Source organism: Amycolatopsis samaneae (assembly GCF_039541975.1).
Taxonomy (GTDB): domain Bacteria; phylum Actinomycetota; class Actinomycetes; order Mycobacteriales; family Pseudonocardiaceae; genus Amycolatopsis; species Amycolatopsis samaneae.
The window spans coordinates 270,692-294,727 of the sequence record NZ_BAABHG010000012.1; the positions used below are offsets into that span (position 1 = coordinate 270,692).

The 24,036-nt window shown below is 70.8% G+C and carries 23 protein-coding genes; 8 read left to right on the forward strand and 15 right to left on the reverse strand.

The genetic code is table 11. The features are described from left to right. Positions 1–46: 46 nt before the first annotated feature. Positions 47–514, reverse strand: coding sequence for a DUF309 domain-containing protein (locus tag ABD987_RS30195; RefSeq protein WP_345401447.1), 468 nt, complete (start codon positions 512–514; stop codon positions 47–49). A 35-nt stretch (positions 515–549) separates the two neighbouring features. Between ABD987_RS30195 and guaB1 the strand changes: the two genes are divergently transcribed. Then, on the forward strand, positions 550–1,989 hold the full coding sequence (guaB1, locus tag ABD987_RS30200; protein ID WP_345401450.1) for a GMP reductase: 1,440 nt from the start codon (positions 550–552) through the stop codon (positions 1,987–1,989). 69 nt (positions 1,990–2,058) lie between these two features. On the opposite strand, the gene phoH2 is transcribed toward guaB1, so the two are convergent. Then, positions 2,059–3,345 (reverse strand): RNA 5'-3' helicase PhoH2, encoded by a 1,287-nt coding sequence (gene phoH2, locus ABD987_RS30205; protein ID WP_345401703.1) that lies wholly within the window; start codon positions 3,343–3,345, stop codon positions 2,059–2,061. Between the two features lie 733 nt (positions 3,346–4,078). Here phoH2 and ABD987_RS30210 point away from each other — a divergent pair. Continuing rightward, positions 4,079–4,327, forward strand: coding sequence for a hypothetical protein (locus ABD987_RS30210; RefSeq protein WP_345401453.1), 249 nt, complete (start codon positions 4,079–4,081; stop codon positions 4,325–4,327). A gap of 52 nt (positions 4,328–4,379) precedes the next feature. On the opposite strand, the gene ABD987_RS30215 is transcribed toward ABD987_RS30210, so the two are convergent. Continuing rightward, positions 4,380–5,156: an isoprenyl transferase gene (locus ABD987_RS30215; protein WP_345401456.1), complete on the reverse strand. Its 777-nt coding sequence runs from the start codon at positions 5,154–5,156 to the stop codon at positions 4,380–4,382. Positions 5,157–5,284: 128 nt separating this feature from the next. Between ABD987_RS30215 and trhA the strand changes: the two genes are divergently transcribed. Further along, positions 5,285–5,926 carry a PAQR family membrane homeostasis protein TrhA gene (gene trhA / locus ABD987_RS30220; RefSeq protein ID WP_378214283.1) on the forward strand — a complete coding sequence of 214 codons (642 nt, stop codon included), beginning with the start codon at positions 5,285–5,287 and terminating at the stop codon, positions 5,924–5,926. 447 nt (positions 5,927–6,373) lie between these two features. Here trhA and ABD987_RS30225 read toward each other — a convergent pair whose 3' ends face one another. The 4 genes from ABD987_RS30225 to ABD987_RS30240 all read right to left on the reverse strand — a co-directional run bounded on the left by ABD987_RS30225 (position 6,374) and on the right by ABD987_RS30240 (position 11,610). Next, complete coding sequence (locus ABD987_RS30225; protein WP_345401462.1) at positions 6,374–8,263, reverse strand: acyl-CoA dehydrogenase family protein; 1,890 nt, start codon at positions 8,261–8,263, stop codon at positions 6,374–6,376. Positions 8,264–8,453: 190 nt separating this feature from the next. Continuing rightward, positions 8,454–9,011 (reverse strand): hypothetical protein, encoded by a 558-nt coding sequence (locus tag ABD987_RS30230; RefSeq protein ID WP_345401706.1) that lies wholly within the window; start codon positions 9,009–9,011, stop codon positions 8,454–8,456. Positions 9,012–9,132: 121 nt separating this feature from the next. Further along, positions 9,133–11,130, reverse strand: a complete 1,998-nt coding sequence (locus tag ABD987_RS30235; RefSeq protein WP_345401465.1) for a thioredoxin domain-containing protein — start codon at positions 11,128–11,130, stop codon at positions 9,133–9,135. Positions 11,131–11,154: 24 nt separating this feature from the next. Continuing rightward, complete coding sequence (locus ABD987_RS30240; protein ID WP_345401468.1) at positions 11,155–11,610, reverse strand: carboxymuconolactone decarboxylase family protein; 456 nt, start codon at positions 11,608–11,610, stop codon at positions 11,155–11,157. Between the two features lie 104 nt (positions 11,611–11,714). Here ABD987_RS30240 and ABD987_RS30245 point away from each other — a divergent pair, with 104 nt between their 5' ends. Then, positions 11,715–12,620: a LysR family transcriptional regulator gene (locus ABD987_RS30245; protein ID WP_345401471.1), complete on the forward strand. Its 906-nt coding sequence runs from the start codon at positions 11,715–11,717 to the stop codon at positions 12,618–12,620. Here ABD987_RS30245 and ABD987_RS30250 read toward each other — a convergent pair. Next, a complete protein-coding gene (locus tag ABD987_RS30250; RefSeq protein WP_345401474.1) occupies positions 12,586–13,080 on the reverse strand; it encodes a CHAP domain-containing protein in 495 nt (164 codons plus the stop codon). The genes ABD987_RS30245 and ABD987_RS30250 overlap by 35 nt on opposite strands. A gap of 134 nt (positions 13,081–13,214) precedes the next feature. On the opposite strand from ABD987_RS30250, the gene ABD987_RS30255 reads away from it, so the two are divergent. Beyond that, positions 13,215–14,018, forward strand: coding sequence for a hypothetical protein (locus ABD987_RS30255; protein ID WP_345401476.1), 804 nt, complete (start codon positions 13,215–13,217; stop codon positions 14,016–14,018). A gap of 9 nt (positions 14,019–14,027) precedes the next feature. Here the strand turns inward: ABD987_RS30255 and ABD987_RS30260 are convergent, their stop codons facing one another. The 4 genes from ABD987_RS30260 to ABD987_RS30275 are packed head-to-tail and all read right to left on the reverse strand — an operon-like array spanning position 14,028 to position 16,410. After that, entirely contained in the window at positions 14,028–14,561 is a 534-nt protein-coding gene (locus ABD987_RS30260; RefSeq protein ID WP_345401479.1) for a YbaB/EbfC family nucleoid-associated protein, read from the reverse strand. Beyond that, positions 14,558–14,938, reverse strand: a complete 381-nt coding sequence (locus ABD987_RS30265; protein ID WP_345401482.1) for a YbaB/EbfC family nucleoid-associated protein — start codon at positions 14,936–14,938, stop codon at positions 14,558–14,560. Before ABD987_RS30265 ends, ABD987_RS30260 begins: the two co-directional genes overlap by 4 nt. A 9-nt stretch (positions 14,939–14,947) precedes the next feature. After that, complete coding sequence (locus ABD987_RS30270; protein ID WP_345401486.1) at positions 14,948–16,075, reverse strand: C40 family peptidase; 1,128 nt, start codon at positions 16,073–16,075, stop codon at positions 14,948–14,950. Further along, positions 16,072–16,410 (reverse strand): hypothetical protein, encoded by a 339-nt coding sequence (locus ABD987_RS30275; RefSeq protein ID WP_345401489.1) that lies wholly within the window; start codon positions 16,408–16,410, stop codon positions 16,072–16,074. Before ABD987_RS30275 ends, ABD987_RS30270 begins: the two co-directional genes overlap by 4 nt. 266 nt (positions 16,411–16,676) lie before the next feature. Between ABD987_RS30275 and ABD987_RS30280 the strand changes: the two genes are divergently transcribed. Further along, positions 16,677–18,248 carry an alkaline phosphatase D family protein gene (locus tag ABD987_RS30280; protein ID WP_345401492.1) on the forward strand — a complete coding sequence of 524 codons (1,572 nt, stop codon included), beginning with the start codon at positions 16,677–16,679 and terminating at the stop codon, positions 18,246–18,248. 70 nt (positions 18,249–18,318) lie between these two features. Here the strand turns inward: ABD987_RS30280 and ABD987_RS30285 are convergent, their stop codons facing one another. After that, the gene (locus ABD987_RS30285) at positions 18,319–19,134 is read right to left on the reverse strand and encodes a DsbA family protein (protein WP_345401495.1); all 816 of its coding nucleotides are present in this window, start codon (positions 19,132–19,134) and stop codon (positions 18,319–18,321) included. Between the two features lie 13 nt (positions 19,135–19,147). Beyond that, a complete protein-coding gene (locus ABD987_RS30290; RefSeq protein ID WP_378214282.1) occupies positions 19,148–19,654 on the reverse strand; it encodes a MauE/DoxX family redox-associated membrane protein in 507 nt (168 codons plus the stop codon). An 89-nt stretch (positions 19,655–19,743) separates the two neighbouring features. Here ABD987_RS30290 and ABD987_RS30295 point away from each other — a divergent pair, with 89 nt between their 5' ends. After that, entirely contained in the window at positions 19,744–20,583 is an 840-nt protein-coding gene (locus tag ABD987_RS30295; RefSeq protein ID WP_345401501.1) for a glutamate ABC transporter substrate-binding protein, read from the forward strand. Beyond that, positions 20,580–23,003: an ATP-dependent helicase HrpB gene (hrpB, locus tag ABD987_RS30300; RefSeq protein WP_345401504.1), complete on the forward strand. Its 2,424-nt coding sequence runs from the start codon at positions 20,580–20,582 to the stop codon at positions 23,001–23,003. Before ABD987_RS30295 ends, hrpB begins: the two co-directional genes overlap by 4 nt. Before the next feature lie 107 nt (positions 23,004–23,110). On the opposite strand, the gene ABD987_RS30305 is transcribed toward hrpB, so the two are convergent. After that, entirely contained in the window at positions 23,111–23,905 is a 795-nt protein-coding gene (locus ABD987_RS30305) for an ion transporter (protein WP_345401507.1), read from the reverse strand. Positions 23,906–24,036: the final 131 nt, after the last annotated feature.

A 24,036-nucleotide genomic window follows, 5' to 3' on the forward strand; every position in this document is an offset into this window, starting at 1 on the left:
ACCTTTGCTACCGCCGGGCGGGAGCGAGGGACCTTTGCTCTCGCCGCTACGTTCCGTGACGAAGCCGGGGCGCGACCGGTTCCACGCGGACCCGGTCCTTCGCCTCCGCGGCGAGCGACCGCGCCCAGGCCTGTAGCCCCGCGACGTCGATCCCGTGCGGCGGCTCGTGGCGGAACGGCTCGATGTTCACCGCGCCCCGCTCCAGCAGCGCCGCGGCGCCGACGCAGTTGCCGCGCGCGGCGTGGGTCAGGCCGACGGCGAGTTGCGCGAGGCCGCGCCAGAGTTCGCGTGTGGGGTCGTCGGTGGTTTTCCAGGCGTCCTCGAACACCTCGTGCGCGTGGAACGGCTTCCCCTCGTCGAGCAGCCGCTGCGCCTCCGCCACGGTCTCCTCGGGTGTCCTGGCGATCCCCTCCGGCTGGCGTTCGACCCCTTCGGCGCCGTAGGGCAGCGGTCTGCCGAGGCCGTCACGCGGGCGGGCGTTGCGGGCGCGGCCTGCTTCGTCGCGATCCCTCATGCCCCAAGTGTGGCACGCAGGTATCCTGGCGACCCGTGCGCTTTCTCACTGGACACCAGCCCGCTCACGACCTGACCTACGACGACGTGTTCCTGCTGCCGAACCGCTCGGACGTGGAGTCCCGGTTCGACGTCGATCTCTCCACTGTGGACGGCACAGGCGCGACGATCCCGATCGTGGTGGCGAACATGACCGCCGTCGCGGGCCGCCGCATGGCCGAAACCGTCGCCCGTCGCGGCGGGCTCGTCGTGCTGCCGCAGGACGTCGACAGCGCCGCCGTCACCGACATCGTGACCTGGGTGAAGAGCAGGCACCCGGTATGGGACACCCCGCTCGTCCTGACCGGTGGTGACGCGGTCGCGGACGCGCTCAACCTGGTCCACAAACGTGCCCACGGCGCGGTGGTCGTCGTCGACGACGAGGGCCGCCCGGTCGGCATCGTCGACGAAGCGTCTTGCGCGGGTGTCGACCGCTTCGCGCGTCTCGCCGACGTCGCGGAGCCCGCGGCCGTCAGCGTCCCGCTGCACACGCCGCCGCGAGAGGTCTTCGAGCGGCTGCACGACCACGGCGGACGTCTCGCGCTCGGTCTCGACGCCGGCGGCCGGCTCGCCGGGGTACTCACCGAGGTCGGCGCGCTGCGGTCCGAGATCTACACCCCCGCGGTCGACGCCGCGGGCAGCCTGCGCGTCGCCGCGGCGGTCGGCGTCAACGGCGACGTCGCGGCGAAGGCCGAAGCGGTTCTCGCGGCCGGTGTCGACGTACTCGTCGTGGACACGGCGCACGGCCACCAGGAGAAGATGATCGCCGCGCTCAAGGCGGTCCGTTCGGTTTCGCCGCGGGTGCCGGTGGTGGCCGGGAACGTCGTCACCGCCGAGGGCACCCGCGACCTGATCGAAGCGGGCGCGGACGTCGTCAAGGTCGGCGTCGGCCCCGGCGCGATGTGCACGACGCGGATGATGACCGGCGTCGGCCGCCCGCAGTTCTCCGCGGTCGCCGACTGCGCGGCCGCCGCGCGCGAACTGGGCAAGCACGTCTGGGCCGACGGCGGCGTCCGCCACCCGCGTGACGTCGCGCTCGCGCTCGCCGCCGGCGCGTCGATGGCGATGGTCGGCTCGTGGTTCGCCGGTACCTACGAATCCCCCGGCGACCTGCGGTTCGACGAGCAGGGCAAGCCCTACAAGGAGTCGTTCGGCATGGCGTCGAAGCGCGCGGTGGGCGCGCGGACGCGCACCGACAACGTCTTCGACCGGGCCCGCAAGGCGCTGTTCGAGGAGGGCATCTCGTCCTCGCGCATGGCGCTGGACCCGGCCCGCCCCAGCGTCGAGGACCTGCTCGACTCGATCGGCTCCGGTGTCCGGTCCGCGTGCACCTACGCGGGCGCGCGCACGCTCGAGGAGTTCCACGAGCGGGCCCTGCTCGGCGTCCAGTCCGCCGCCGGTTTCGCCGAAGGCCGCCCGCTGCCCTCCGGCTGGTGACGCAGCGGTCCGTGGGGGCCTCCTTGAGGGACCCTGGGTCCCTCAAGGAGGCCCCCACGGACTTCTCGATCAGCCGTGGTCCTCCAGCATCTCCGTGACGAGGGCGGCGATCGGCGAGCGTTCCGAGCGCGTCAGCGTGACGTGCGCGAACAGCGGGTGCCCCTTGAGCTTCTCGATCACCGCCGAGACACCGTCATGCCGCCCGACCCGCAGGTTGTCCCGCTGCGCGACGTCGTGCGTGAGCACCACGCGGGACGCCGTGCCGAGCCGCGACAGCACCGTCAGCAGCACATTGCGTTCGAGGGACTGGGCCTCGTCCACGATGACGAACGCGTCGTGCAGCGACCGGCCGCGGATGTGCGTCAGCGGCAGCACCTCGAGCATGCCGCGGTCGAACACCTCGTCCAGCACGTCCTGGCTGACCAGCGCGCCGAGCGTGTCGAACACCGCCTGCGCCCACGGCTGCATCTTCTCGCTCTCGGAGCCGGGCAGGTAGCCGAGTTCCTGCCCGCCGACGGCGTACACCGGCCGGAAGACCACGACCTTGCGGTGCTGGCGACGCTCCATCACCGCCTCCAGCCCGGCACACAGCGCCAGCGCCGACTTCCCGGTGCCCGCGCGGCCGCCCAGCGACACGATGCCGACGTCGGAGTCCAGCAGCAGGTCCAGCGCGATCCGCTGCTCGGCGGAACGGCCGTGCAGCCCGAACGCCTCACGGTCGCCACGCACCAGCCGGATCCGCTTGTCCGCGGTCACCCGCCCCAGCGCGCTGGAGTTCCCGCCCAGCAGCCGCAGCCCCGTGTGACAGGGCAGCTCACCCACCTCGTCGAGCCCGAACTCCACCGGGTCCGCGGAGTTCCCGCTGAAGAGCGCGTCGATCAGCTCCTGCGGGACGTCCACGTCCGCCATGCCCGTCCAGCCCGAGGGCGTGACCTCCTGGGCGCGGTACTCGTCGGCGTCGAGCCCGACCGCACCCGCCTTGACCCGCAACGGGATGTCCTTGGTCACCAGCGTGACCGACTCCCGCTCGACCGCGAGGTTCAGCGCGCAGGCGAGGATCCGGTGGTCGTTGGAGTCGGTGCGGAAACCGACCGGCAGCACCGTCGGATCCGAGTGGTTCAGCTCCACCTGCAGCGTCCCGCCGTGCTCGCCGATCGGGATCGGCGCGTCGAGCCTGCCGTACTGGCGGCGCAGGTCGTCGAGCCGGCGCAGGGATTCACGAGCGAACCAGCCGAGTTCGGGGTGGTGCCGCTTCGCCTCCAGTTCACTGATGACGACCAGCGGAAGCACGACGGCGTGTTCGGCGAAACGGGTCACCGCCCACGGGTCGGAAAGCAGGACCGACGTGTCGAGCACGAAGGTGGACCGCTGGATTTCGGGCGAGATCGAGTCTTTCTCCGGGCCAGGTTCGGCACCGGTCGAAGAACGGCCAGAGGCCTTGCGGGGCAAACGCTGCGCAGTCACGACGGCATCTCCCTCAGGGCGTGTGCACCCCACGCCCGCACTCGCTGGGCCGGGCACCTCCCTGGCTGAAACCGCTTCCTCCGACGCTGGCAGCGTCAGCGGACACGGCCACGAGGGCCGGGTGCCGGCCCCCTCGTGCATCTCGTGGGCGGCTGTGCCGCCCCCTCGATCACCGCCACGACCAGGGCCTCCCGCGAGGACCCGCACGGTACGCGTGCCCTCACCTCCGGAAGGTACCTACGTCCGGTGGATCGTGCAGGCAGCCACACAGGTGATTCGCCAATTCGTCATCTCACCGTCAGTCGTCCGACATCGACCACCCGTGACGGTCACCCTGAGTGACTACATACTCAAGCAGGTCACCCACGACGGAGTTACGCCAGCGAATTCACTGACCCGATGTGTTTATTCGATCGCCCGATAGCTTTTACCACGAAAGATTTTCAAGCGCATTTTGCGGCCAGGAAAGAAAACCGGACCGAGTGAAACCGCCTGGTCAGGCCTCACACGATAGGCGTATCGAGCAAACGGATTCGCGTATGAGCGGGTAATTTTCCAACCACGGGGACACCCCCTGGAATCCCCAGTACCCCTAATCCCGACAGTTCTATCGAGGAGTAATCAAGTGTTGAAGAAAGCTGGTTTCGTCGCCGCCACCGCCGCCGGTCTCATGATGCTGGGCGGCACCGCGTTCGCCGCCACGGGCGGCGACGAGCCGACCGGCGCCCCGAACCCGACGTTCGGTGACGCGTACACCACCTTCATCCACGGCGGCGGCGCCCTCGGCTACGGTGCGGCCGCGCTGGTGGCGGGTGCCTACACCGGCATCGCCACCACGCCGTCCCTGATCGCGGGCTCGTTCGCGAACCACTGAGCCAGGTGTACGTCGAAGGGCCCCGGAGTTCGCTCCGGGGCCCTTCGACGGGTCAGGCGCCGAACCTGCGGTGCCGCCAGGCGTAGTCGCGCATGGCACGCAGGAAGTCGACCCGGCGGAAGGCGGGCCAGTACGCCTCGGTGAACCAGAACTCCGAGTGCGCCGACTGCCAGAGCAGAAAGCCGGACAGCCGCTGCTCCCCCGAGGTCCGGATGATGAGGTCCGGATCTGGCTGGCCCGAGGTGTACATGTGCTCGGAGATGTGATCGACGTCGAGGATCTTCGCCAGCTCGCGGATCGACGTGCCCTCATCGGCGTGCTGGAGCAGCAGCTTCTTGACCGCGTCGGCGATCTCCTGGCGCCCGCCGTAGCCGACGGCGATGTTGACCTCCATGCCCGGCCGGTTCTCCGTGCGGGCCGCCGCCGCGGTGAGCCGCTCGGCGACGTCGGTGGGCAGCAGGTCGAGCGCGCCCACGATGCGCAGCCGCCACGGCGTGGCCGGCCCGGCCAGCTCGTCGGTGACATCGGTGATGATCTTGAGCAGCGGCGTCAGCTCGTCGGGGTCCCGGTTGAGGTTGTCGGTCGAGAGCAGCCACATCGTGACCACCTCGACTTCGGCCTCCTGACACCAGCTCAGGAAGTCCGCGATCTTCTTCGCGCCCGCGCGATGCCCGTCCGCGACGTCGGTGAAGCCCGCTTCCCTGGCCCAGCGGCGATTGCCGTCGAGCATGATGGCGATGTGGCGCGGATGGCGGCCGGCGGCCTGCTGGATCAGGCGCCGCCCGTACGCGCTGTAAACGATGGTGGACAAGAAGGACCGAAGACTCACGTCAGGGGAGCGTACGCACCCTTCGCGGAACGTGTGACGCGCCACGGGTACTGGCGAAAAACCTACGGTTCCGTAACCTTGACCCGGTGACCCTCGCGACTGAACCCCAGCCGTCCGGCCCGCTGCCCGTGGACACCCGCCCGCGGCTGCGAGGGCATATCCACTTCTGGTCCTTCTTCGGCGCCGTCGCCGCCGCCGCGGCCCTGATCAGCCTGGCCGCGTCCACCGTGTCCGCGGTCGCCGCGCTGGCCACCAGCGTCTACGGACTGACCGTGCTCGGCGTCTTCGGCGTTAGCGCGCTCTACCACCGCCGAGTATGGAGCCCGACCGCGTACAAGTGGATGAAACGGGCGGATCACTCGATGATCTTCCTGTTCATCGCGGGTACCTACACGCCCTTCACCCTGCTCGCGATGTCGAAGCCGACCGGCTACGTCATCCTGGGCATCGTCTGGGGCGGCGCCGTCCTCGGTGTCACGCTGAAGATGCTCTGGCCGACCGCCCCGCGCTGGCTCGGCGTGCCGATCTACATCGCGCTCGGCTGGGTCGCGGTCTTCGTCCTCCCCGAACTCGCCACGCACGCCGGCGTCGCCGCGCTCGTGCTGCTGTGTGTCGGCGGCCTGTTCTACACCCTCGGCGCGGTCTTCTACGCGACGAAGTGGCCGAACCACTGGCCCGAGATCTTCGGCTACCACGAGTACTTCCACGCCTGCACCGTGCTGGCCGCGGTGTCCCACTACATCGCCATCTGGCTCGCGATGTACGCCTAGGTTCAGTTCACCCCCGTAGACCTGGACAGTTCGCGCGCCCAGAAGTGACGAGCTGAAGGCCGAGCAAGCACAGCAACGAAACCGTCTCGTGAATCGCCTGGCTCAGGTGGTCGAGATGATCAGCGGCGCGAGCATGACCTCGACAGAGCAACAGAGACTCCTAGGTCGGGCTAACGCATCTTTGGCGGCCTTACGCACTCCAACCGCAGGACGACGATGGTTGCACCAGCGGAAGTCCGAGAAACCCGCGCCTGGCCAGAAAGAGGCCACGAAATCGCGCAAGAAGAAGCGATCGAGCGTATGGACGGTTTCCGGCGGCCTACCTGGCCTCGGCAAACGCGCCTAACCTCGGCTCGATCCAACACAGAGATCGCTGGACAAGGATGGGCTCGATGCTTGGGGTAAACGCTGCATAGGAACTCGTCGGAGCCCACGCCCCGCGCTTGGTCAGGACAACATCGGCGCGGCCAAGAACTGTTCGGGGACGGCGAAAGCGTCCACAAGAGTTCGGGCGTGGGGGCGCAGGGCGAGGCAGAGAGAGTTGACGGCGGCGGTCAGTGCCTTGGCGCGGGCGGCGGTGAGACGGCCGTGTTCGAGGAACCAGGCGCGATCGGCTTCCAGGGTGGACAGGGCGTAGAGGTCGCAGACGCGCTCAAGCAGCGCACGGGCGTCCGCGTCCGGGCAGCGGGACAGCGCCGAAACGAATGCCTGAAGGACCAGGTGGTCGACGTGGACGCGGCCCGCGCGCAGGACGTGATCCTGCGCGGAGTTGAAGGCATCGAAAGGATCAGAGCCCGCACGACGCAGGCGCTGGGCGACACCGTCCAAGACGTGCTCTTCGCGGTCTTCGAACATGCGGAGCTGCCAGTCGCGGTCGAACAGCACCTCCGCGTCGGCGGATTCGGTGAGGCGTTCGAGGACCTTCCGCGTGACGGACCGTTCCAGTACCGCGTCCACCAGTTGCTCGGCGACGAAGCGGGCCGTGGCGAGCGGGCTCAGGTCGGCGAAGAACTCCTTGTAGCTGGTCAGCAGGCCCTTCGCGACGAGTTGCAGCAACACCGTGTTGTCGCCTTCGAAGGTGGTGAAGACGTCGGTGTCGGCCTTCAACGCGGGCAGCATGTTCTCGGCGAGGTAGCCCGCGCCGCCGCAGGCCTCGCGCGCGGTTTGGATGGTGGACGTCGCGTGCCAGGTGGCGACCGCTTTCAGGCCCGCGGCACGGGATTCGAGCTCGCGTTGTTCCTCGTCGGGAGCGTCGGCGGGGATGTCATGCAGTTTCGAGACCAGTTCTTCCTGTGCGAAGTGCAGCGCGTAGGAGGCCGCCAGTGCGGGCAGGAGTTTCCGTTGGTGGCCGAGGTAGTCCAGGATCGCGACCTCCTCGCCGTCCGGCTTGGCGAACTGGCGCCGCGTGTCGCCGTAGCGCACGGCCAGTGCCAGCGCCCGTTTCGCCGCGTTCCCCGCGCTGCCCGCGACGCTGACCCGGCCACGGATGAGCGTGCCGAGCATGGTGAAGAACCGCCGTCCGTCGCTCTCGATCGGGCTCGAGTACGTCCCGTCCGGGGCGACATCGCCGAAGCGGTTCAGCAAGGCTTCCCTCGGGACGCGGACGTGGTCGAAACGCAACCGTCCATTGTCGACACCGTTCAACCCGGCCTTGACCCCGCAGTCCTCAATGGACACACCGGGAGCCGTCGTGCCGCCGACGCGGATCGGTACCAGGAAGGCATGCACACCACGGGATTCGCCGCCGGTCACCAGCTGTGCGAAGACAACGGCCAGCTCACCGTCACGCGCGGCGTTGCCGATGTACTCCTTCGCCGCATCGGCATCGGGGCTGTGCACGACGAACTCGCCCGTGGCCGCGTCGTAGGTCGCGGTCGTCCGCAGGTGCTGGACGTCGGAGCCGTGCCCGCGCTCCGTCATCGCGAAGCAGCCCAGCAGCTCCAGATCCTTGATCCGCCGCAGGTACCGCTCGTGGTGCCGCGCGGTCCCCAGCAGTTGCACGGCTCCGCCGAACAGGCCCCACTGGACTCCGGCCTTCACCATCAGCGACAGATCCCCGAAGCCGAGCATCTCGAACGACGTCACCGAGCCGCCGACGTCTCCCCCGCCACCGTACGCGGGATCGAATCCCAGGCCGGGCAGGTCGGTGGTGGCGAGTTTCCGGAGCTGGTCCAGCACCTGCGCGCGGTGTGCCTCGACGTCCAAACCCACCGTCTCGCGGAAGGACGCGGCCGCCATCCGCACGCGGACGTCGCGCCGCAGCGCGGCCCATCGGCCATCGAGTACGGCGGTCAGCGCGTCCGGGTCCACCTTGGCGGGTACGGCTGGGACGTCCACGATTCCTCCGGTGCGGCAAGCTGGTTCCCCTTGCTCGCCAGCGTGCCGCACCACCGCGGATCCCGCAGGTCGAAGTCAGGGACACAGGCGACTCGCGCACCCAGACAGTCGACTCGCGTACCTGGACGGACGACTCGCGTACCTGGAGGGTCGGCTCGTGGCCGACCCTCTGGGTACGCGAGGTCGCCGGTCAGTCCAGGTCCGGGCCCTTGGCGCGTAGGTCGTCGACCTTCGTCATGGCTTCGCGCAGGTCGGCCAGCCAGGTGTCGGCGTGTTCGCCGACGAGGCGGACGGCCCACGCCAGCGCCTCGGACCGCGAGCGCGCGACACCGGCGTCGACGAGCGTGTCGAGGACTTGGCGTTCCGGCTGGCGCAGCCGGGTCATCACCGGCGCGGACAACGTCGTGAACAGGACCTTCGTGCCGCCGAGCCGGGCGCCCCAGGCGACCTTGCGCTGGTAGCGGTGTTCGGCCTGCCGCGCGATCTCGATCCGCTCGTCCCGCGTCTCCTCCCGGAACCGGCTGATCCGGCCCTCCTCGGCGGCCGCGCGGGCCGCGTCGTCGGCGTATTCGCCGGTCAGCGGCGGGAGCTCGCCGACCACGACGATCTCCTCCCGGTCCACGGTGACCTCCGGGTCACCCGCGAACCAGCCGTCCGGCAGCCGCCCGCCGAACCACGCGGCCGCGTCGGCCGCCGGGGGCACCTCGGCCTGCTGCCAGCCGCCACGGCCCTTCCAGCCTCGTCCCATCAGTCCCACCACCTCGAAGCACGTGTTCATGCTCGCCTCCAGTGACGATTACATGATTACATCGCTACCGACGATACGCCTGAAAACACCCTTGACCAGGGTGTTCGCTGTCAGCGCACGCTCAGAGCTGCGCGGCCAGTGCTTCGGAGGTGGTCACCGGGCGATCGCAGACATAGCCGCGGCAGACGTAGGCCGCCGCGACACCGTCGACGAGCGGGCGATCGGCGAGGAGTGGAACGCCCGGCGCGTCCGGGGCGCCGCCGAGGACGACGCCGCCGCCGTGGATCGACCGCGCGGCGGCGGTGACGAGTTCCCCCCGCGCCTCGCCCACCACGGCGACCTGCACCGGGCCCGACTCGGCCGCCTCGGCGACGGAAAGCCAGTGCCCGGCGAACCTCGGCACGCGCGCCGCCAGCAGGCCGACGCGGCGCAGCGCCTGCTCGGCGGCCTCGCGGTACCGGGTCGCGGACTCGGCGCCGGTGAGCGCCGACGCCGTCAGCAGCGCGCCCGCGAGCGCCGAGGCGCCGGCGGGGCTGGCGTTGTCACCGGGGTCGGAAGGACGCTGTACCAACGTTTCCGCGTCGTCGGCGGTGTCGTAGTAGGCACCGGGGACGTCCGCCACGGCGAAGTGCGTCAGCGCGAGATCGAGCAGCCGGGTGGCCTCGGTCAGCCAGCGGGGTTCGCCGGTCGCCTGGTGCAGCGCCAGCAAACCGTCCGCGACGCACGCGTAGTCCTCCAGTACGCCCGCCGCCTCGCCGACGACGCCGTCGCGCGAACTCCGGCGCAGCCTGCCCTCGACGATGTGCTTATCCAGCACCAGTTCGGCCGCGCCGCGCGCCAGTTCGATCCATTGTGGACGCTCCAACGCGACACCGGCCTCGGCGAGCGCGGTGATGGCCAGACCGTTCCAGGCGGCGATCACCTTGTCGTCCCGGCCCGGCTGCGGCCGGGCGGCACGCGACTCCAGCAAGGCCAGCCGAACCCGCTCGAAGCGATCCGCGTCGTCCGGGTCACGCGGTAGACGCAGCGTGGAAGCACCTTCCTCGAAGGTGCCCGATTCCGTGACACCGAACAACTCCGCGGCCCACGAACCGTCCTCCTCGCCCAGCACGGCACACAGCTGCGAGGGCGTCCAGACGTAGGTCAGTCCCTCGACGCCCTCGGTGTCCGCGTCGAGCGACGCGGCGAAACCGCGCTGCGGGGTCAGCAGCGAGTCCGCCAGGAACGACGCGGTTCCCTCGGCGACCCGCCACGCCGTCGCGGATGCGGTCCGCCGGGCCAGGTGGGCGTAGAAACGCAACAGCAAGGCGTTGTCGTACAACATCTTCTCGAAGTGCGGCACCACCCACGCGGCGTCGACCGAGTAGCGCGCGAAGCCGCCGGCGAGCTGGTCGTACAGGCCACCGCGTGCCATCGCCTCGGCCGCCGACTCCGCCAGCGACAGCGCGGTGTCCGAACCCGTCCGCTCGTGGTGCCGCAGCAGGAACTCCAGCACCATCGACGGCGGGAACTTCGGCGCCCCACCGAAACCACCGTGCACCGAGTCGGCTTCCTCCGCCAGTTTCCCGACCGCGGCCGCCAGCACCGAGGAGTCCACTTCGGACTCATCGAGCGGACCGCCCCGCTCGGCCAGCGCCCCGACGATCTGCTGTGCCCCGGAACGCAGCTCGTCGGGCCGTTCCTCCCAGGCCTCGGCGACCGCGACCAGGAGCTGGCTGAACGAGGGCATCCCGTGCCGGGGCGAGGGCGGGTAGTAGGTGCCGCAGTGGAACGGTTTCCCTTCCGGGGTCAGGAAACACGTCATCGGCCAGCCGCCCTGTCCGGTCATCGCCTGCGTCGCCGCCATGTACACCGCGTCGATGTCGGGACGCTCTTCGCGGTCGACCTTGATGTTGACGAAGTGCGCGTTCATCAACGTCGCGGTCTTCTCGTCCTCGAAGGATTCGTGCGCCATGACGTGACACCAGTGGCAGGCCGCGTACCCGACCGAGAGCAGGATCGGCACGTTCCGGCGCTTCGCCTCGGCCAGCGCCTCCTCGCCCCATTCCCACCACTCCACCGGGTTTTCGGCGTGCTGGAGCAGGTAGGGACTGGTCGCGGTCGCGAGTCGGTTCGCCATGCCCCCAGAGTCGCACGCCCTCGTTCAGGCCGCGCCACCGGCGAGCTGCCGCGTGGTCACGTTGATCCGGTTCCACGCGTTGATGGCAGCGATCGCGACCACCAGCGCGGCGAGCGACTCCTCGTCGAAGTGGTCGGCGGCGTCGTCCCAGACCTCGTCGGGCACCGGGTCCGGCCGGTCGGCCAGCCGCGTCGCGGCCTCGGTCAGCGCGAGCGCCGCGCGCTCTTCGTCGGTGTAGTAGGGCGCTTCGCGCCACGCGGCGACCGACCAGAGCCGCTCGTCGGTCTCGCCCGCCTTCTTCGCGTCGCGGGCGTGCATGTCGACGCAGAACCCGCAGCCGTTGAGCTGGCTCGCCCGCAGTTTCACCAGTTCCAGCGTGCTCTTCGGCAGCTTCGTGCCGGCGAGGTACATCTCCAGCGCCACCATCGCCTTGTACCCACCGGCGGCCAGCTTCGGCAGGTTCGTCATCCGTGCGCGCATCGTGTGTTCTCCCTGGTCAGAAGGTTTCTTTGACCTCTTCACCCTCTCGCGGGAACGAACCCCGAACAACGCGCGAAACCAGACCGATCGATAACATGAAGGTTATGGAACTGCGGGACATCGAGATCTTCCTGACGCTCGCCGAGGAGCTGCACTTCGGCCGCACCGCCGAGCGCCTGCACGTCTCGCAGGCCCGGGTCAGCCAGAGCATCAAGCAGCTCGAACGCCGCATCGGCGCGCCACTGTTCGCGCGTACGAGCCGCCGGGTCGAGCCGACCCCGATCGGGCGGCGGCTGCGCGAGGATCTGGCGCCCGCCTACCGGGGCATCCACGAGGGCATCGCCCGCGCGGTCGCCGCCGGGCGCGGAGTCGGCGAGGTGCTGCGGCTCGGTTTCGAGGCACCCGGCGTCGCCGATCTCGTCGCCGATCTGCTCGACGCCTTCCGCGATCGGCACCCCGGCTGCGCGGTACAGATCCGCGAAGCCGACTTCGCCGATCCGTTCGGCCTGCTCCGCGCGGGTGAGGTCGACGCGCTGATCACGCTGCTCCCGGTGGACGAGCCGGATCTCGTCACCGGACCGGTGGTGTACACCGAGCCGATGGTGCTGGCCGTCCCGGCGCGGCACCCGTTCGCGCGCCGCGCGCACGTCACCCTCGAAGACCTCGCGCGGGATCGCGTTCTCCGCGCGGCGAACCCGCCCGCGCCGTACTGGGTCGAACCACCCGCCCCGTGGCACACGCCCGGCGGCAGGCCCGTCGAACGCGGCGAGCCGCTGGAGACGTTTCAGGAGCTGCTCGCCACCATCGCGAACGGCGGCGGGATCTGCCCGCTCGCCGCGCACGCGACGACGTACTTCAGCCATCCGCGGATCACGTTCGTCCCGTTCCGCGGCTCCCCCGGCGTCGACTGGGGCGTGCTGTGGCTTCGCGCCGGGGAAACCGCGCGGGTCAAGTCCTTTGTGGACGTCGCGGCGGCTAGCTCCCCCGCGCGACGTGGAGCACCCAGCTGACCTGGCTCAGCGGCACCACGCGGGTGTCGTAGCGCAGTGGCGCCGACCAGTTGTACTCCTCCACCGTCACCTGCTCGCCGTGCACCTCGGCGATGTAGGCGACGTGCCCGGGACCGGCGGCCTGGCCGGCGTCCCACTGCGCGATCGCGCCGGCCTCCGGAATCCGGTCGACGGCGTAGCCGAGCTTGCGCGCGTTGGCCGCCCACTCCGGGGCGTTGCCCCAGTGGCCGGCGATTCCGTTGTGCGACATGGAGTTGTGGAAGTAGCCGGTGAGCTGTTCCATCCGCCAGGCCACGAACGAGGTGTCCTGGCCGGAGTAGAAGGCCCAGCGGTCCACGATGTCGGGCTTGTCCCGATACGGGTAGTCGTCGCCGTGTGGTGGCGCGGCGGCGGCCGCGGGAGCCGCGGTGACGAACAGGAGGGCGAGAGCGGCGCCGAGCACGGTTCTCGTCGATGCCATGTCGGAATTTTCACCTTTCCATCGGGGGCCGGAGCGTCCATGATCTCCACGTGCGGACCGCCGGAACACGGTCGCGCGCGAAGTCCAGCCGATCGGGCGGAATCGGCGGACCGTCGTAACGAGGGGGAACACAGATGGGAAAATGGCGCAGATTCGGACCGGTCGCGCTGGTGGTACTGGGCGTGCTGGTGGCGGGCGGGATCGTCGTCGCCACCACGCGGGCACCGGCGTCCGACACCGGCGAGGCGGGAACCTCGGTGGCTTCACTGTGGAACGACGTCAGCGCCGAGGTCACGGCCGTACGTCCCGGCCCGGCGCCGAACGTCGTGATCGCGCGGGTCATCCTGCCCGCGGGAGACCCGGACTGCGCGCGCTCACCCCACGTCGACCACCTCGACGAAACGAACGACACGGTCAGCGCGTACATCGTGTACGCCATGCGCGCGACGCTGCCCCGCGAAGCCTGCCCGCGCAAGGAACAAGCCGACGTCCCGCTCACCACCCGGTCGCCGATCGGAGACCGCGCGGTCACGCTCAACTACGGCCGGGCCTGGCACCGGAAGGGCGCCGAATACGGCCACTGTGACGACAACCTGGGCTGTGTCCCACCCGCCGACCACTGCGCCGAGGCGTGGATCAACCAGGTCACGTTCAACGCCGACGTCCCGGCCAACCACCTGCACGGCGCCCGCGACGTCCGCGGCTGCGACCAGAACTGGCTGATCCTCGACCTCGACCGGCACGTCGGCGACTGCCCACCGGCCGAGGGCGCGCCCGCGTGCCGGAACACGCACCGCGCCAACCGGGTCTTCTACCGGTGGGCGGGCAACGGCTGGGCGAGCTTCGCGAACGCGAAAGACGGCGGCTGCGCCGAGATCAGGGCGGTGCGACCGGACTTCCCCTCGGCGTTGTGCGAGAAGCTGCCCGCGCCGAAGTAACGATCCCGGCTAGCGGTCGGAGCGGAGCGACGCCGGGTCGAAGGACTCCCAGTACGCGTCCTCGTCGTCATCGTCCACTGTGGACGCCTGCGCCGGGGCCTCCGGCGGCGCCTCGCCGAGCCGCTGCGCGCGCTGCCGCTGGAACTCCTCGACGGTCATGCCCGGATCGTCGTCCTGCGCCCGTGCGGGCGCGGGCATCCCGGACATCTGCTCGATCATGTACGTCATGTCCTCGCCGAGCAGCAGCGCGACCTTGTTGTAGCTGTCCTGGGTGGCCTCGCGCATCGCGGCCTGGGAGACCTCGACGATCAGCGGGCCGAGCCGGTCGTGGCCCCAGTTCACCGCGTCCGGGGCGAGCCACAGCCGATGCAGTTTGCCGCGGGCGTCGACGGTGACCTCGATCGTGCCGTCGACGTCGTGCGCGGTGCCGCGTGCCTGTGCCATCAGCGATTCGACCCGCGCGAGCGCGTCCTGCCGGGCCCTGGCCTGGTCGATCAGCTCTCTGGTGGTCGAGGTGACCGGGACTTGGTCCACCGTGCTCATCTCCCGTAGTACTCGGCGTCGACGTCGTCCTCCGGGATCGGCTCGAAGCCCAGCGACTTCAGGTTCTCGTCGTCCGGGCCGAGGACCGGCGCGAGCTGGTGGTACATCCGGTCACCGGCGCGGCGGGTGGCGCGTTGCGCGAGTTCGAGGATCTGCTCGGCCAGCGCGGCCGAACCGTAGCGCAGCGCCGAGCGGCTCAGCGTGATCCCGGTGAGCAGCCCGCCCGGCGCGACCTCGACCCTGACCCCGCCGTCGCCGGACTCGGCGCGGCCGACGACCGGGCCGCTCCTGGCGAAGCGTTCGTCGGCTTCGCGGGCCGTGCGTTCCACCTGTTCGGCGACCCGCGCGGACGCGAGGTCGATGTCGAATTCCGCCATTCGCCCAGATTAGCCAGTCGGCCGGTAGAAGCCGATGAAGGACTGGCCCGCGTTGGTGGTGCGGATCTTGCTGACCTGTACCGGATCGCCCGCCTCGACCATCTGGCCGTCGCCGATCACCATCGCCACGTGCCCGGACCAGACGACGAGGTCGCCGGGCAGCAGCTGATCCATCGACGGCACCTCGGCGCCGACGGTCTGCTGGGCAGCCGTGCGCGGCAGCGTCAGGCCCGCGTCCTGGTAGGACGTCATGGTCAGCCCGCTGCAGTCGAGCCCCTGGCCGCGCGCGGTGCCACCCCACACGTACGGGACGCCGAGCTGGGACAGCGCCGCCCGGACCGCCTTCGCCGCGGTCTCGTTCGGGGCCTTGACGGTCTTGCCGCCGGGGAGGTTGACGTCGACGCCGGTGCCGGGCTGCGGCGGGATCGCGACCGGCAGGCGCGGCTTGTGCGCACCGCCGCCTCCGCCGCCGCCACCTCCCCCACCGCCGCCGCTGCCGCCCCCGTCGCCGCCACCACCGGAGTAGCCGGAGTTGGAGTTGAACTGGGAGCCGACGTGCGTGCTCGAAGCGCTGCTCGCCGACGTCGACTCACCGCCGCCGAGCTTGGTGCCGATGTCGGTGAGCTGGTTGATCGTCTGCTCGCTGAACGTGGCGGCCTGGCCGGTCAGCTCACCGATCTTCGTCTGGAGCTTGGTCAGGATGTCCCGTGAGGCGGCCGCGCGGCTTTCCGGCGGCTGGATGGTGTTCACCGCCGCGAGGGCCTTCATCGAGGCCGCGATCTCCTTGATGATCTGATCGCGGACCTGGTCGTTCTTGATCTCGCCGAGGTGCAGCGCCTCGCTGGCCTCGGCGACGGCCTTCTCGATCTCCGCGCTCTCGTCGAGCACGGACTGGACCTCTTTCTCCAGGCTCTGCGAGGTCGTGGTCGCGCGGTCGGTGGTGTTGCCCGAGCTGGCGTTGGCGAGGGTGACCCGCTGGTCCCCGGCGTGGTCCTTGGCCTTCGTCATCGACGTCTGGAGCGCGACGTGCCCGTCGCGGGCGCCGGTGATCGCCGCCGGATCGTGCCGCAGCTTCTGCGCGAACTGATTCGTGGTGTGCAGGCCGTGCTGGACGACCTGGTCGACGTGCCCGGTCACGAAAGGTCCTTGCCCAGCCGGCGCATGGTCTGGCCGTGCTCGTCCTCGACCGCGGCGTAGTTCGCCTGCGTCCGTCGCGACGCGTCGCCGACCTGCTGCCAGTTGCCGCCGAGGCCACGCATCCGCTCCTGCAGCGCGCGCATCCGGCCGCTGTAGGCGCCGGAGAACCCGGACTCGCCGCCCATCTCGGAGAAGCCGTGGCCGCCGAGCGTCACGTGCGGGCCGACGTGCTTGTCGGCCGCGCCCTTGACGTCGTCCCCCAGCGGGTCGACCTGGCGCGCGTACCGCTCGTACGCGCCCTCCTCGACGTGGAAACCCTTGTGCGTGCCGTCCACTTCGCCCCTCCCAGGCAACCCTTCGCGTCCAGGGGTGCGACGCGCCCGGCCCCACCCTGGTTCCCCGCCACTGCGGGTCCAGATTAGACCACCGAGGGTGCCCGGGAGGCGAAATGCCGGGATCGGCACCGGGGACCGGTTCGCAGGAGATGGGCGGGAAGTCCCCTTGGCGAAGTTCACCTCGCGGCCACCCGGACGGGGGAGTTCCGTTCGTCATCCCACGATGGGATGACCTGCGCTCAGCCCCGATCGTGAGGAGTCTTGCCGTGCCCGAGAACAGCGGCCTCAACCGCCGCAACGTACTGCTCGGCGGTGCCGGCGCGTTCGCCCTGGCCGCGGGCACCGCCGGGATCGCCCGTGCCACCGAGACCCGGGGCGCGGGCCCCGGCCGCCCGCTCGGCGGGGTGTTCACGCTCGGTGTCGCCTCCGGCGACCCGTATCCGGACAGCGTCGTGCTGTGGACCCGGCTGGCGCCGAACCCGCTGGCCGACGACGGGAAGGGCGGCATGCCGGACCGTCGCGTCCCGGTGCGGTGGCAGCTGGCCACCGACGAGCGGTTCACCCGGATCGTGCGCGGCGGGGAGGCGCTCGCCATCCCCGAGACCGCGCACAGCGTGCACGTCGAGCCATGGGGGCTGCGACCGGACACCGAGTACTTCTACCGCTTCCGCGTGGACGGCCAGGTCTCGCCGACCGGCCGCACCCGGACCGCGCCGCTGCCGGGCTCGCTGAGCCCGTTGACCATGTGCTTCGCCTCGTGCGCGCACTACGGCGAGGGCTACTTCACCGCGTACCGCCGGATGGCCGAGGACCACCCCGGCCTGATCCTGCACCTCGGCGACTACTTCTACGAGCCAGGTGGCCGCGACGACAACGTCCGCCGGGTGATCGGGCCGGAGACGGTGACGCTCGGCGACTACCGGCGGCGGTACGCCCAGTACAAGACCGACCCGGATCTGCAGCTCGCGCACGCCGTCGCGCCCTGGCTGGTGGTGTTCGACGATCACGAGGTCGAGAACAACTGGGCGGGCGACATCCCGCAGGAGCGTTCGAAGACGCCGGGCGCCGCGTTCCTGACGCGCCGCGAAGCCGCGTTCCGGGCGTACTACGAGAACATGCCACTGCGCCGGTCGGCGAAGCCGCGCGGAGCCGAGATGCACCTCTACCGCCGGATCGGCTGGGGCGGGCTGGCGAACTTCCACATGCTCGACACCCGGCAGTACCGCGACGACCAGCTGTTCGGCGACGGCAACAAGCCGGACGCCCCCGAGTTGGCCGATCCGCTGCGCACGATCACCGGCCGGCGGCAGGAGGCCTGGCTGCTCGACGGGCTGCGCCGGTCGCGGGCCCGCTGGGACGTGCTCGGCCAGCAGGTCTGGTTTGCCCGCATGGACCAGGACCCCGGCCCCCGGGTGCTCCTGAACATGGACGGCTGGGACGCCTACCAGGCCGAACAGGCCCGCGTCCGTGACGCGTTCCGCACCACCCGCAACACCGTGGTGCTCACCGGCGACGTGCACTCGCACTGGGCCACCGAGATCAAGGCCGACTTCCACGACCCGAGCTCGCGGTCGGTGGCCACCGAGCTGGTCACCACGTCGGTCACCTCGGGCCGCGACGGCGCGGAGACCACCGAGTTCGGCGACGGGATGCTGACGGCGAACCCGCACGTGAAGTTCTACAGCTTCCGACGCGGCTACGTGCGCACGAAGATCGACGCGCGGCAGGTACGCGCGGACTTCCGCACGCTGCCGTACGTGAGCAAACCGGACGCGCCCGCGACGACCGCGGCGAGCTTCGTGATCGAGGACCGGAACCCGACGTTGCACCGGGCCTGAAAAAACGCGGTCCCGGTGCCGGAGGACGTACCTCCGGCACCGGGACCGCGTGCGTTTCGCGAGACCCGCGCTACCCGGCGAGTGCCTGCTGGAGCCAGCCCGGCTGCTGCCAGTTGACCACCTTGCCGCCGACCACGATGCTCGGCGTCCCGAAGCCCTTCTTGCCGTTCGGGAAGGTCTGCTCCAGGTTCGGGTCCTTCAGCGTCTGCTGGTAGGCGTCGTTGATCGCCTGGTTGTACGTCCCGCCGTTGACCGCCTCGGCGAACTTCGGGTCGGTGATCCCGAGGTCCTGGCCCAGCTTGACCAGCTGCCCCTTGTCGTAACCGCGGCCGCCCTCTTCCGGCTGGTTCTTGAACAGCGCGTCGTGGTAGGCGGTGAACTTGCCCGAGTCGGCCGCGGCGAGCGAGGCGTTCGCCGAGTCGAGCGAGTAGCCCGGCGGGTCCGAGCTCTTGTTGAGCAGCGGCACCATGTGGTAGCGCACCAGCAGCTGGCCGGAGTTGACGGCCTGCTCGATCTGCGGGCCGTAGGCCTTCTGGAACTCGCCGCAGATCGGGCAGAGGAAGTCGGCGTAGACGTCGATCGACTTCTTGGCGTCCGGCTTCCCGGTCAGCACCACGGCGCCGTCACGCTTCTCGACGACACCGGCGACCGGCGGGGTCGCCGGTGCGCTGTTCGTGCCCGTGGTGATCGCCTGGCCCTCGGTCGAGTTCTTCGACGCGTTGATCCAGATCACCCCGCCGATCACGGCGACGGCGACCACGACCACCGCGACGACCGTGACGATGACCCGCTTCCGGTCGGCCGACGCGCCCCGCGCCTGCGAGACCGCGCGCGCGGCCTGCGTCTGCTGGCGACGTTTCCGAGCGGTTCGCTCAGCTCCACCCACTGTTGTTCCTACCTCAATTTCCTTCGGGTACCTCGGAGTAGTCGGGCGCCGGTGCCGCGGAGTTCCCGCGACCGCGGCCGAGCCAGCGATCCACCGAGAACCACGACGACGGCCGGACCAGCAACCAGACGGCGAGCAGCAGGAAACCGGAGTCGCGCAGGATCTCCTGCGGGTACTCGGTCTGCCCCGGCGCCACCTGTCCGCCGCCGCCGAAGCAGCCGCAGTCGATGCTCAGCCCGCGTGCCCACGACTGGGCGATGCCCGCGATGAGCACCAGGAGCAGCAGCAGGGACGCCCCCGCCACCTGCCGCGTCCACAGCCCGGCCAGCAGGAACAGCCCGAGCAGCAGTTCCAGCAGTGGCAGCATCGTGGCGACCGGCCCGACCAGCACGTGCGGCAGCACGTCGTAGGCCTGGACCGCGATGTAGGTCTGGCCGGGTTCGCTGATCTTCAGCGCGCCCGAAATCAGCCATACGGCCGCCAGCCCGAGCCGGGCGAGCACGCCGACGCCGTCGAGCACGGCTTGGGACGGTCGCAACACGCGCCTAGGCTAGCCGCCTGACCTGAGAACAACGTGAGTCCCCAGAGCAGGCGAGGTGGAGCGGACGGATGCGGATACGCGCCTTCCTGAACTTCGCCGCCCTCGCCTTTCTGCTGCTGACCTGCGCGGGTTGTGGTTCCGATCCGGTCGCGCCCGTCGATTCGGTGGTCGCGAAGGCCAGTGCCGGGAATCACCTCACCATCGGGATCCGGTTCGATTCACCCGGCCTTTCGCTGCGCACCATCGACGGACGTTTTCTCGGCTTCGACGTCGACGTCGCCCGGTACGTCGCCGGTGAGCTGGGCGTCGAACCGCAGAACATCACCTGGCACGAAACCACCTCGGCCACCCGGGAGAGTGATCTCGCGAACGGTGTCGTCGATCTCGTCGTGGCGAGCTACTCGATCACCGACAGGCGCAAGCAGCAGGTGGCCTTCGCCGGCCCCTACTTCGTGACCGGGCAGGATCTGCTCGTGCGCCGCACTTCCCCCGACATCACCGGCCCGGAGACCCTCAACGGGCGCAAGCTGTGCTCGGTCACCGGGTCGACCCCGGCCCAGCAGGTCCGCGACCGGTACGCCCAGGCCGTCCAGCTCGTCGAGTACCCGCGTTATCCGGACTGCGTGACGGCGCTGCTCGCCGGGCAGATCGACGCCATCACGACCGACGGGGTGATCCTCGCCGGGTACGTCGCCCAGGATCCCGAACTGCTGCGGATCGTCGGCAAGCCGTTCTCGACCGAGAAATACGGCGTCGGGCTGCGCAAGAACGACACCGAAGGCAAGGCCGCGGTCGGGAAGGCGATCCAGAAGATGATCTCCGGCGGGGAATGGCAGCGCTCGCTGAGCACGAACATCGGGCAGTCCGGCTACCCGATCCCCGCCCCACCGGAGGTCACCGAGCAGTGATCCGCGCCGACCTGCCGGATCTGCCGGTCCGCTCCGTCCTGCCCGCCGTCGCCGAGGCGCTGGCCGCCCACGGCACCGCCGTCCTCGTCGCACCGCCCGGTACCGGGAAGACGACCCTGGTGCCACTCGCGCTGGCCACCGACGCGGGACGGGTCGTCGTCGCCGAACCACGGCGGCTGGCCGCGCGGGCCGCCGCCGCGCGGATGGCCGCGATACTGGGCGAGCCGGTCGGCGAGACCGTCGGGTACGCGGTGCGCGGGGACCGGAAGGTCTCGGCGCGGACGCGGATCGAGGTGGTCACGTCCGGCCTGCTGGTGCGGCGGGTGCAGCACGATCCAGAACTGCCCGGGGTGTCGGTGGTGCTGCTCGACGAGTGTCACGAGCGCCATCTGGACGCGGATCTGCTGCTCGCGCTGCTGCTGGACGTCCGCGCGGGCCTGCGCGAGGACCTGCGGCTGCTCGCGACGTCGGCGACGGTGGCGGCCGGACGGCTCGCGGCGTTGCTCGGGGACGCGCCGGTGCTCACCGCCGAGGCACGGACCTACCCGGTCACCACGTCCTACCATCCGCCGTCGCGGGGCGAGCGCGCCGAGTCGGCGGTGGCCCGGACCGTCCACACCGCACTGTCCGAAGGAGACGGTGACGTGCTGGCGTTCCTGCCCGGCGCCGGGGAGATCGCCCGGACGTCGGCGGCGCTCGGCGGTCTGTCCGGAGTGGACGTGCTGCCGCTGCACGGACGGCTCACGGCGGCCCGCCAGGACGAGGCGCTGCGGCCCCGCGACCGGCGCCGGGTGGTGCTGGCGACCGCGGTCGCCGAGTCGAGCCTGACCGTGCCGGGTGTGCGGGCGGTGGTGGACTCGGGACTGGCGCGGGTGCCGAGGGTGGACCACCGGCGTGGGCTGCCGGGGCTGGCCACGGTCCGGGTCTCCTCGGCGGTCGCCGAGCAGCGGTCCGGGCGTGCCGGGCGGGAGGCACCCGGGCGGGCCTACCGCTGCTGGGCCGAGCACGAGCAGGCCACGCTCCCGGCGTATCCCGAGCCCGAGATCCGCACCGCGGAGCTGGCCCGGTTCGCGCTCGAACTGGCCTGCTGGTCCACTCCGGACGGCAGCGGACTGTCCTGGTGGGACGAACCGGGTGAAGGCGCTTTGGCGGCCGGGCGGGCACTACTGGTCACCCTCGGCGCGACGGCGGCCGACGGCACGGTCACCGCGCGGGGACGCCGGATGGCCGAGCTGGGCCTGCATCCCCGGCTGGCCCGCGCGCTGCTCGACGGCGCCGCCGAGGTCGGGGCGCGGAACGCGGCGGAGGTGGTCGCGCTGCTGGACGCCGGTGGCGCGCGCACCGACGTCGAGGCGGAACTGCGGCGCCTGCGCGAGGGCGGCGACGAGGCCGCCCGCCGGTGGAAGGCCGAGGTGCGGCGGCTTTCCGGACTGGTGCGCGACGACGGCGGGCGCCGTCGGCCCGACCCGGCGCTGGTGGTGGCGCTCGCGCATCCCGAACGGCTGGCGCGGCGGCGTGCCGGATCGGCGCCGGTGTACCTGATGGCGGGCGGGACCGCGGCCGAACTGCCCGGCGGCAGCGGACTCGGCGACGTCGAATGGCTCGCGGTGGCCGAGGCGACCAGGGACCCTGGCCGCGCGCACGGCACCATCCGGCTGGCCGCGGCGGCGGATCTGCCACTGGCCACCCGCGCGGCGCCGAACCTGGTGTCCGAAGTGGACGAAGTGGGCTGGTCCGGCGGCGACGTCGTGGCGCGCCGTGTCCGGCGGCTCGGCGCCATCACGCTCACCGAGCGGCCACTGTCCGAACCGGACCCCGCGGCGGTGCGGGCGGCGCTGCTGGCCGGGTTGCGCGCGGAGGGGCTCGGGCTGCTGCGGTGGACACAGGACGGCACCCGGCTGCGTGCCAGGATGGCGTTCCTGCACCGGGCCCTCGGCGCGCCGTGGCCGGAGGTCGGCGACGAGGCGCTTTTGTCCACTGTGGACTCCTGGCTCGACCTGTCCAGGGCACGGCGCCGGGACGATCTCGCCTCGATCGACGCGGGGGCCGCCCTGCGGGGGCTCCTGCCATGGCCCGAGGCGGCGCGGCTGGACGAGCTGGCGCCGGACCGGCTCGAAGTGCCCTCGGGCTCGCACATCCGCGTCGGCTACGACGGCGAGCAGCCGGTGCTCGCGGTGAAACTGCAGGAAACCTTCGGCTGGACCGAAACCCCGAAGATCGCGGACGGGCGGGTCCCGGTACTGCTGCACCTGCTCTCCCCCGCCGGGCGCCCGGCGGCCGTCACCGCCGACCTGGCTTCGTTCTGGCGCACCGGGTACGCCGCGGTACGCGCGGACCTGCGTGGCCGCTACCCCCGGCACCCGTGGCCGGAGGACCCGGCGACGGCCGCCCCCACGCGGCACACGACGCGGCGCCGCTAGCGCCCCAATGTGGCATTGGGTGCGTTCAACGCACCGAACGCCACATTCGCTGCGTCTGACGCACCGAACGCCACATTGGGGCGCATGACCACCGCGTATCCGAACGTTCAGGAATCCCGGCCCAGTTGGTACTCCGGGGTGACGGGCAGCCGGGCGGTCAGCTCGGGGCGGTCGTGGTCCTCGTGCAGGCCCAGTTCGACGGCCAGGCGGATCTGCTCGCGGTTCTCCCGCACCACGTGCGCGAAGAAGTCGTCGATCCGCGGGTCGACGAGCACCTCGAGCACCACCCGCATCGCGGTGTCCACAATGGACGACACAATCTCGTCATGGAAGGGAAGCCTGGACAGCCGCCCCGCCTGCGGGTCGTTCTTGATCTTCTCGGTGATGATCTCGCGCAGCGACTCGCGGTGATCGCCGAGCGAGCGCGCCAGGTTCCGCGGGTAGTTGCCGGTCTCGACGACCTTGACCACCTCGTCCATCACGGCGAGGGTGACCGGCTTCTTGATCGCCAGCACGATCGGCCGGGACAGCCGCTCGACCAGCCGCTGGGTGAACCGCTCCCCGAACGCGCGGTCGGCGGTGCGGGCGAGGCGGACCAGCACCACCACGATCCGCAGCAGCCGGAACCCGCGCAGCGCCGGATGCGCGATCGGGATCATGCCGAGGATCTCGTACCAGTTGCGCAGCGGGAACCGCTTCTCCCAGCCACTCCCGCGCCAGCGCCAGAGGAATTCCAGCGCGAAGACCCCGCAGACCGACGTGTCCACCACGAAGACCACCCGTGCGGTCTCCTCGGTGTGCGGGAAGAAGGTGACGTAGACCAGCAGGCCGACGGAGAACACCGCCAGTACGAGCATGGCGAGATCGAGCGGCCTCACCCGCCGCCGGGCACCGGTGTCCATGCGCCGATTGTGCCGTCCCCTACGGGTCACCGCCGTCCGCCCCTGCCGAAAGTCGGGGGTGGACGCCGACCGTCGGGCAATGTCCCGGGGTGCCCCGTTCTCGCAGACTTCCCGGGCAGGCAACGAAACCG